Source organism: Neobacillus rhizosphaerae, from assembly GCF_050477885.1.
Lineage (GTDB): Bacteria > Bacillota > Bacilli > Bacillales > Cytobacillaceae > Neobacillus > Neobacillus rhizosphaerae_A.
The window spans coordinates 1-9337 of sequence record NZ_JBCNAC010000185.1 but is presented as its reverse complement, the minus strand read 5'-3'; the positions used below and the strand labels follow the sequence as shown (position 1 = coordinate 9337).

The window sequence follows — 9337 nt, the reverse complement described above, 5'->3', positions numbered from 1 at the left end:
GCCGGGGGACTGTCCCCTTTATTAGTTAATGGAAGGTTACTTTGTTTTTTCCTGTGCGCTTGGACACGTAGAGTGCTTCGTCGGCATATCGGATGATTTCGATTGGTGCGGTTGATTCGTCTTCCCAAACTGCAGCCCCAACAGAGCAGCCTACCTTGATTTTTTCGTTGACTAAGTGGAACGGTTGGTTCAGGCTCTCGATTACTTTTGCTGCTACTGCCGATGCATCACGGACAGGATCAGTCGATTCGGTAAACAGGACAATCAAAAACTCGTCCCCGCCTAGACGAAACACTTCCCCCTCACTTCGTTCGCAGCAGCCCTGCAGTCTCCGTGCTGCCTCTTGCAGTAGAAGGTCACCAACTTGGTGCCCATATGTATCGTTCACTTCCTTAAATCCATCTAAGTCTAGGAACAAGAAGGTTAGTTTTTCCCCTAATGGTCTCGTCCGTTCCAAGGCCTTTAGGATATACGAATCGAGCGCAATTCGATTCATGAGCCCGGTCAATTTATCGTGGTGGGCGAGACTCTCCATTTTCCCCAGATCGGAAACGGTGCGAACAAGCGAATCTACTAGCTCGCGTAATGATAGCGAGAGAATCTCTATGTCTTTAATGCCCCGATAATGAGGAATCTCTACTTTTTCCCCTGCGCGGAGGCGATTGGCCGAATTGGTGATTTGTTGCAACGGCTTCGTAATGTAGCCGGCAATGAACCAGCCAAGAATAGCAAATACTAGTGCTAATAGGATGCCGGTGATGAAGATCGTTTTCTGCAGCTCATCCACGGGTGCGAAAGCTGTTTCCTCTGGCATCCGAACGAGAATGGACCAGCCTAATCCCGAGTAGTTCTGATAGCCATCCCCAAGAGCATAACCCGTTAAATATTTCTTCCCATCTGGCCATTTTTCAAGCTGCCAGCTGTTCTGACCTTTTTGAGCCTGCTGGATACTATTCATGTTGAGCCGTTTGCCAATCATTGATTTTGGCCCTAAAAGAATGACTTGATCCTGTTGGCTCACTACAAAGATTTCTGCGGCTTTGTTCTTTTCCTTTAGTGGTTTCAGGATTTCCTGCTCGACCTGACGTGACCACTCCCAGCTTAAGTGGGCCGCGAGTACGCCCACTAGCTTCCCGTCCTCGCTTAGGACAGGACTACTAATATCAACGAACTGCAGGGGCTCTCCACTTGGATTAGGGAGAAGCTTGGCCAACAGGACAGCATCATGGACGTCACCGATAAACCTGCCTTTCCTTCCGTTCTGAAAGACAGGCCGCTCCGATATGTCGGCATTCTCCAGGATCCCTTTAGTAGACGCCATCACTTTTCCATTGGCATCGGTTAATCCCACCCAGGAAAAGGTGGGAAAGCTGACTTGCAGCTGGTCTAGTAATTGTTGAACTTTTTCTTTATCGTTTGGTTTTTGTATGTCTTTTAGTTGGCTGAGGACATCGATTTCGCCTGAGCGCGACCACATAAAGAAGTCGAGTTTATCCGCCATTTGGTAGGCCGTGGCTGAAAGTGTATTGCCAATTTCTCTTTCTATTTTTTCGCTAGCCTGGTGCCCAATCATCAGGCTTAAGATGGCGGCTAACGCGGTAATTCCTATGGCAAACAGGACGGCCATATAGGTACGAAGTTTTAGGTTCAAGTTAGTTGTTCTCCTCAACGAAATATGGGGAGTTTTTCCCTGAAACTATCATAACAAAATTCGACATTTTGAGACATGTTTTTTTCTTTTTGGGGACAGTCCCCCGGAGTAGTAACGTGTTAAAGCATCGGGGGACTGTCCCCCGATGGGGTTGCGCGTTAAAAGATTAATGAGTTGAGCCATTCCCCAAAGTGCGGGGACTGGCTTTTTTATGTGGGTTTGGGCTGGATTTTGAGGGGGTGGTCGATGTTGGGTGGAAGTGGCCGATATGTGATGAAAAGCGGCCGATAAATTTCAAAAGTGGCTGATTTCTTCGTCCAAGTGGTCGATATATGGTTTTTCCTATAAAAGCGTAATTGAAAATACTTGCTTTGGAGGGAGCTCTAGCCCTGAAAATAGCCTGGACCTCCGAAAAAGACAAAAAATATCCGGCAAATATGCCGGATATAAGTAATTTAAATTTGAAAATTTCATTTACTCGTCTACATCTCCTGTTTACTCGTCAAAACCAGAGAATTACTCGTCATTTTTCCTTAGTTATTCGTCAAATTGAATTAAATACTCGTCAAAACCAGCTAATTACTCGTCGTACTTCTAAATTTAACTTGGCGGATCCATAAATTGCCCACCAACTCCTATTATGTTTAAGGGACAGTCCCCCGGAGTGGTAACGCATTAAAGCATCGGGGGACTGTCCCCCGAATTGGTAACGCGTTAATGTGCCGGGGGACTGTCCCCAGGCGTGATTTTCCGCTTGTATTTGCGATAGACTTTATTTTCCAGCTGATGACCCAAAAGACCCAAGAATAGGCCTAGAATTATACCGTTAAAGACTGGGTAGTCCCACACCTTAGCTGCCGCAAAATAAGTGATAATGTGAGCGTCGTGCCAGAAGAGGCCGAAGTCCATTCCCACGACCATTCCTAGGAAAAATCCAGAAAAATAGGTCCGGCTCTCCCCATCGCCTCCTGCTAATCTATTGTTGTTCACAACGGCGGAGTTAAACGCCTGCCATAAGGCAAAGCAATAAATCGAAGGATAAAATAGGCCCCACTGGTAATCAATCACTTGATGAGCGGAGTGTGCGTCGCCGTGAAAGGTATTTAACAAGGCGATATTCAAGTGCGAATTCACATTGACCAGGATCTCCCACACCATTAATACAAAGCCAACTAAGTAATCTTTATTGTACATCTGGCCGAAACCTGGTAAAACAAGCGACCACAACATGGCCGCATAAGGTGAGCGATACTGACGACTTTGCCTCATGGTGGTTCCCCCTGAATGAATTATACCTATATAATTTCACCACAATAGGAAAAATTCCTCCTTAATTTACAATTTTTAGGAATAAAGTCACAGAGATTTTTTCGCCAGTGTCCAGCTTCCCAAAAAATCTGACAATTAGTTGAACCTATTTATTTTACAAAAACAATTTTATACCTATGCATTCATAAAACTTGAAACTACGGTAATAATATCCACGAGGTGAACATCGTGGATAAAAATCAAATGAGACTCACATCCTCCGAAATCGGCACGCTGTGGGGAGAGTATGTAAACGGGACGATGACAGATACAGTAAATAGATATATGGTTACCATTATTGAGGATGCCTCCATCAAAGCCGTTTTTGAGGATGCCATTGAGACCTTCGCGAAACAGAAGCAGCAATTGGTTATTTTTATCGAGAATGAGGGATTTCCTCTCCCAAGAGGATTCTCTGAAACAGATCTCAACCAAGGTGCGGAAAGGCTGTTTACCGATATTTTTTGCTTAAATTATTTGCATGTCATGACGTTACATGGATTGCTCGGACACACCACATCCCTAGGTGTTTCCGTTCGTAAGGATTTAAGGGAATTCTACGATTCCTGTGATAATGATGCGAAAAGGATGTATCATCAAACGATTGAGCTCTTGCTGGAAAAAGGAAGTTTTCAAAGAGATCCTATGTTTTACCCAAGCAAGCAGACTGAATTTATATCCAGCAATGATTTTACCGACGGTTTTTTTGGTAAGGGGCGCCGGTTAACTGCAACTGAAATTATCAGTATTTCTTTTAATCTGAAAAAGAGTATTATGGCAAAAACGTTGGCGATTGCCTTTGGTCAGGTTGCTCAAAATAAATTGGTCAGGGAATTTCTCACTGACACGGAGAAAACCTCGGATGACCAAATTAAAATGTTTACTAAAATCATGCAGTCTGATAATTTACCTGTTCCTAAATCATGGGAAACGGAGGTCACCACCTCTACTGATTCACCTTTTTCCGACAAACTCATGATGTATCATATCGGATTTTTATTCCAGGCTGCCCAAGCCTATCATGGAACCGGACTGGCATCGGCCATGCGGACGGATTTGGTTGCTGCTTTTGAAAGCGTCATTTTGAAAAATTTACTGGTCACCAAGAAATGGTTTAATATCATGGTGAAATATAGCTGGTTAGAACAGCCTCCTCTTGCCCCTAATCGGGAGGAACTTGCAAAGGATAAATGATTTTCTCCTCATAAAAACAACAGGAAGCCGGCTCATCGGGAGCTGGTTTTTTTAGTCGGAAAATTCTGTTTTATAGTGACTTTATTCTTAGTCACTTATTCCTCTTCTAGATGAAACCTATCATTTTTCCGCTAATTTATGTCAGATTTTGCAACTTTTCACCCGAAACACTAGCAAACTATGGTAAAATTAATAAAAAAATGAAACTTTTATGAGGTGATTTTTTTAGATGAAGAAAACCATCGTACGTACTCTATCAACAGCCGCACTTTTTTCGACACTCTTTGCTGGTTCTGCCCTTGCTGATACATACCAAGTCCAAAAAGGCGATAGCCTATCAAAAATTGCCTCAAAATATCATACTAGTATAAATGAATTGAAGACATTGAACGGTTTGAAGTCAGATATAATTTACGTCAATCAAGTGCTGAAGGTGAGCAACGAGCCCATCGTTGTGCAGGCGCCAAAGACGACTACCTATACCGTTGTGTCGGGTGATGCCTTGATCAAGATCGCGAATCGTTATAACGTGACGGTCGGCGAGCTAAAGCAGTGGAACAACCTAGATAACACGATTATTTATGTGGGACAAGTATTGAAGGTTTCTACACCAGGGACTGGGACTGTACCTGCTCCAAAGCCTGCACCAACTCCGGCTCCTGCACCAGCTCCGGCATCACAAGGATCGACGAGTGAATATACAGTTAAAAGTGGCGACAGCCTGAGCAAAATTAGTGTTCAGTTTAATATGACGGTTACGCAGTTAAAGACACTGAATAACTTGAAATCGGATATGATTTATGTCGGACAAAAGCTGAAGGTGAACGGCACGAAGGTTACCACTCCAGCTCCGGCTCCGGCGCCAGTGGTCACTCAGCCGTCGACTACTAGTGAGTATGTTGTAAAAAGTGGCGATACTCTCGGAAAAATCGCCATCCAAACGGGTATGTCGGTTCAGGATTTGAAGTCGTTGAACGGGTTAACCTCTGATATGATTTATGTCGGGCAAAAATTGAAGGTAACTGGTGGCCAAGTGAGTAGTGCGCCTGTGATGACTTCTGATTTTGCAACAAATATGGTCAATACTGCAAAGAGCTTAATGGGAATTAAGTATGTTTGGGGCGGCAGCAGCCTGTCCGGGTTTGACTGCAGCGGGTTTATCTATTATGTAGCAAATCAGGCGGGTAAGCAGATCGGCCGCTATTCGGCGGAAGGTTACTACAGCCGTGCCTACTATGTCGACCAACCTAAGGCCGGCGATCTTGTATTCTTTGAAAATACGTATAAGAAGGGGATCTCTCACGTGGGCATCTACCTCGGCGGCGACCAGTTCATCCACGCCGACGAAGCGCACGGAATCATGATTTCCACCTTAAAAAGCCCCTACTATACGGCGCATTTTGATGGGTTTAAGAGATTCTATTAGATTTCTAGTAAGACTGGCTCTGGATGGGGCCAGTTTTTTTGTTGTTTTTAGAGTGTTATTGGAGTTTTTGTAGACTGGTGAAGGTATACGCTGATTGGCTCGGCTTATCCGCTGATTGGCTCGATTTATCCGCTGATTGGCACGGCCTATCCGCCAATTGCCGTGCTTTCCGCTGATTGGCTCGGCTTATCCGCTGATTGGGTTGGGGTATCCGCTGATTGGCTCGGCCTATCCACCAATTGCCGAGCTTTCCGCTGATTGACTCGGCTTATCCGCTGATTGGGGGTGGTTATGCGCCAATTGGGTTGGACTATCCGCCAATTGCCTGGCTTTCCACTGATTGGCTGGGCTCATCCGCCAATTGCATGAGCTCTTCCGCTGATTGGCTTCGATTATCCGCCAATTGCGAGGGCACATCCGCTAATTGGCTGCAGCTCCCCCCAGGTCGAGCACAAAAAAATCTAAAAAAATCTCATTTTGCTTGTATAAGAGACTGATAGTTTGGCAAGAATGGGGATAACAAGGTAATCGAGGGGGACGAACCAATGAATGAGAACAAATTGTTATTATCGGAGTTTGCTAGTGAGGATGGTTTCGAGCTAAACAACTATATCACTCAATTATTTGAGTACTTCTCTACTCTATCAAATAACCAAAAGACCAATTCTGAGCCAACCCCTTAACCACCAAATCACGGTGGTTTTTTATTTTTGTTCACCTTTCCTCTTTTATTTTTCCAGCTATCCTTTAAAATATTAAAGGTGGGAAGCTGGAATCCAATGGAAAACAACATAAGAAAAGGAATTACGATCATGAAATACTTAAAAAACCCTCATATTATCACCATTTTTGTTTGTTTACTAGTATCACTTACTCTAACCATAGCTTTTGCGATTTATGAAGGTGTGAGTCCTTCAACCGGAGATTTCTATGCAGCCTTGGTCGTTGTCGGTTTAATTATCTTTATACCGCTGTTTATACCAACATATTTAGCTATGTTACTTATAGTTAAACACGCTAGAGTCAAAGTATTTTTCCATAGATATCCCTTTGTCTTTACGCTTTTTGCTTTAATTGCATTTTTCTTTCTACCTTTTACGATCAAATTGGTTGGTGACTTTATCTCCAATGAATTTGATTATGGTGATCCGGAATTAAATATATTTCTTGGACTGGGTATTTATTGGTTCTTCGTATCACTTCTTTACATGGGATTGTGTTTGTATTATCAACTCGTTATTTATAAACAGACAGTTTCTGAGGTTATTTTAGAAAAACGCGGAAAAACGATGCATGATATCAAATTTATTATTGCCACTTATTTTAATGTCATTTGCATCTATTCGCTTGTCTATTTGATTGTGCAATTGCAAACGGAAAATAAAGCATTTAGCAGTTTGGATATTGTCATGGATACGAATGCTTCTACCTTTGAATCTATGCTTAACTGTTTATATTTTAGTTTCACCACGATTTCCTCGTTGGGATATGACGTCTTTCCTGAAGAGTGGTATGCAAAGGTCATTGTGGTGTCTCAATTTATTTTTGGCATGCTATTAATGGTGTTCTCTTTGGGAATTATTTTAGGGAAAGAGGATGAAGTCAAATACCATTCCAAAAATAGCTATAGAAATATTTTAAAAAGAAATAGAAAAAGAAAAAATGCAGTGGGCAGATAGTACAACTGGAGGTGTCTTTACGACATCTCCATTTTTTATGTTTAAACCTTTTAAAAACGGCTATATAAAAACTATCAAATACATACTGTGAGGATTGGGTCTTTTTACATAGGAAATAGCTAATTTTGCAAGATTATAGCGGAAATTCTTGCGGAATTTGGCTAAAAGTATTGGGAGGAAATCTGGGGACTCAACCCAAATATTTAGGTATGACAAAGTAATCAACGAGAGGGTGGTTCGTTTGCAAAAAATGAAGAGGTTCATGGTTGTGTTGCTTGGGGCGGTGCTGCTTTATATGATTCCAGGTGTGGTCGCTGCTGCGGAGAATGGGACTTCGACGGGCTGGGCGCTTCAGGATGGAAAGTGGCATTATTATGGTGATGATGGTGCAATGAAGACAGGTTGGTTGCTCGACAAGGGTGCTTGGTACTATTTGGCCGCTAAGGATGGCACGATGCAAACGGGTTGGGTGAAAGATGGTGGCAAGTGGTACTACCTCGATGTGCACGGGGCGATGAAGACCGGGTGGGTCCAGGTGTCAGGCACCTGGTATTACTTAGATACGCATGGTGTGATGAAGACAGGCTGGCTCGAGCTTGGTGACCGTAAGTATTATTTAGACCCAAAGGGTGCGATGGCGACCGGGTGGCGCTGGATTGGGACAAGCTGGTATTACTTTGATGGATCGGGTGCGCGTGCGACAGGCTGGCGATATGTTTCTGGCGCTTGGTATTATTTGAGTCCACGTGATGGTGCGATGGTACGGGAGAATTTTGTAAGCGGTTATTATTTAATGAGTGACGGGCGGATGACGAATGCAGGAAGTTCGGCGGTGGTTTCGGTGGTAGACGGCTTGAAGAGCTGGCTTGATGTGGGTGTGACACAAGATGGGCTGAAGGAGAAGCTGGGGTCGGATTATCATGATCTGAAAGGAATCGAAGGCGAGAATTACTGGTTGTATACGATTAAGGTGACGGATGCGAAGAATTTCAAGGTGGTTAAGTGGGATGCCAATGATGTAGGTGCCAATGAACTGGCTGCGGGTAAGCAGGATATCAATTTGCTGGTGTTCTGGGATGGAGCGAAAAAGGCGTTCCAGGTAGCAATGGACTATTTCGACGGGTCGCATAAATTCCACACTTATCGCTCGGTGAAATATGATTATGTGTATAACTAAGTTAGTTGGGGTGGGGACAGTCCCCCATTGCGCTAAAGCGCCGGGGGGGGGGACTGTCCCCTTTATTTGTTATTTACCACCTAGCGAAATGCCGAGAAATGCTAATAGAATGCCGCAGGTGTAACTGATTGCTAGGTACAGTACTGCTACATTTATTTTTCCTTTTGTATGCAGCTGGATATTCTCTAATTTGAACGTAGAAAAGGTAGTAAACGCCCCCATGAATCCGGTGCCCAGCAGCAAACGTAAGGTACTGTCGGTATTTGCTCCCATAATAAGCCCCAGTAAGAACGATCCCAGCAGATTGACAAACAGGGTGCCGATTGGGAAGGCGGAAGGGTATCTTTTCTTAAAGAATAAGCCCAAGCCGTAACGGGACATCGCCCCGAAGAAGCCCCCCAATGCGACTATTGCGATATTGGTAATCATGACCGTACACCCCCGCTTTCAACAAGATTCTTTTTCAACCCTAAGCGGTAGCCGAGCCACGAGAACAACAGCCCGCCCCAAAGACTGAGGAGTACATATAGAATCGCAGTTCCCCATTTCGATGCATCGATGAGGTGAACGGTTTCCACGCTAAAAGTGGAAAACGTCGTAAACGAACCGATCAATCCGGTGCCCATTGCTGTGATGACATGCGGGTGCAACGATTTGAAGCGCGGCAGGAAATGTGTGAACCAGCCTAATAGGAAGCTCCCCACCATGTTGGTGACAAAGGTTGCTAATGGAAAGTCATGGAACCACCACTGGCTAAAGTAAACACCCAATAAATAACGGAGCGTGGCTCCGAATATGCCGGCAATCCCTACTAAAATAAAATTCACTTTGATCCACCTCACCCTACTTTTATGATTCGCTGAAAAAATCGTAAATTCGCTGATAAATGATACTACGTCAAG

The 9337-nt window shown here is 44.0% G+C and carries 9 protein-coding genes; 5 read left to right on the top strand and 4 right to left on the bottom strand.

The window, feature by feature from the left end; translation table 11 throughout:
* Positions 1 to 25 precede the first annotated feature (25 nt).
* Both ABES03_RS24515 and ABES03_RS24510 read right to left on the bottom strand, forming a co-directional pair.
* Positions 26 to 1573, bottom strand: a complete 1548-nt coding sequence (locus ABES03_RS24515) for a diguanylate cyclase domain-containing protein (protein ID WP_430121632.1) — start codon at positions 1571 to 1573, stop codon at positions 26 to 28.
* Between the two features lie 792 nt (positions 1574 to 2365).
* On the bottom strand, positions 2366 to 2920 hold the full coding sequence (locus ABES03_RS24510) for a hypothetical protein (protein WP_430121630.1): 555 nt from the start codon (positions 2918 to 2920) through the stop codon (positions 2366 to 2368).
* 243 nt (positions 2921 to 3163) lie between these two features.
* Between ABES03_RS24510 and ABES03_RS24505 the strand changes: the two genes are divergently transcribed.
* The 5 genes from ABES03_RS24505 to ABES03_RS24485 all read left to right on the top strand — a co-directional run bounded on the left by ABES03_RS24505 (position 3164) and on the right by ABES03_RS24485 (position 8435).
* Entirely contained in the window at positions 3164 to 4153 is a 990-nt protein-coding gene (locus tag ABES03_RS24505) for a DUF3231 family protein (protein ID WP_430121638.1), read from the top strand.
* Between the two features lie 229 nt (positions 4154 to 4382).
* Positions 4383 to 5579 carry a LysM peptidoglycan-binding domain-containing protein gene (locus tag ABES03_RS24500; RefSeq protein WP_430121629.1) on the top strand — a complete coding sequence of 399 codons (1197 nt, stop codon included), beginning with the start codon at positions 4383 to 4385 and terminating at the stop codon, positions 5577 to 5579.
* A 545-nt stretch (positions 5580 to 6124) separates the two neighbouring features.
* A complete protein-coding gene (locus tag ABES03_RS24495) occupies positions 6125 to 6262 on the top strand; it encodes a hypothetical protein (RefSeq protein ID WP_430121627.1) in 138 nt (45 codons plus the stop codon).
* A gap of 96 nt (positions 6263 to 6358) precedes the next feature.
* Positions 6359 to 7258, top strand: coding sequence for an ion channel (locus ABES03_RS24490; RefSeq protein WP_430121625.1), 900 nt, complete (start codon positions 6359 to 6361; stop codon positions 7256 to 7258).
* Positions 7259 to 7508: 250 nt separating this feature from the next.
* Positions 7509 to 8435 (top strand): hypothetical protein, encoded by a 927-nt coding sequence (locus ABES03_RS24485; RefSeq protein WP_430121636.1) that lies wholly within the window; start codon positions 7509 to 7511, stop codon positions 8433 to 8435.
* A gap of 69 nt (positions 8436 to 8504) precedes the next feature.
* Here ABES03_RS24485 and crcB (ABES03_RS24480) read toward each other — a convergent pair whose 3' ends face one another.
* A complete protein-coding gene (gene crcB / locus ABES03_RS24480) occupies positions 8505 to 8864 on the bottom strand; it encodes a fluoride efflux transporter CrcB (protein ID WP_430121624.1) in 360 nt (119 codons plus the stop codon).
* A complete protein-coding gene (crcB, locus tag ABES03_RS24475) occupies positions 8861 to 9262 on the bottom strand; it encodes a fluoride efflux transporter CrcB (protein ID WP_430121634.1) in 402 nt (133 codons plus the stop codon). The genes crcB (ABES03_RS24480) and crcB (ABES03_RS24475) overlap by 4 nt, the downstream gene beginning before the upstream one ends.
* Positions 9263 to 9337 lie beyond the last annotated feature (75 nt).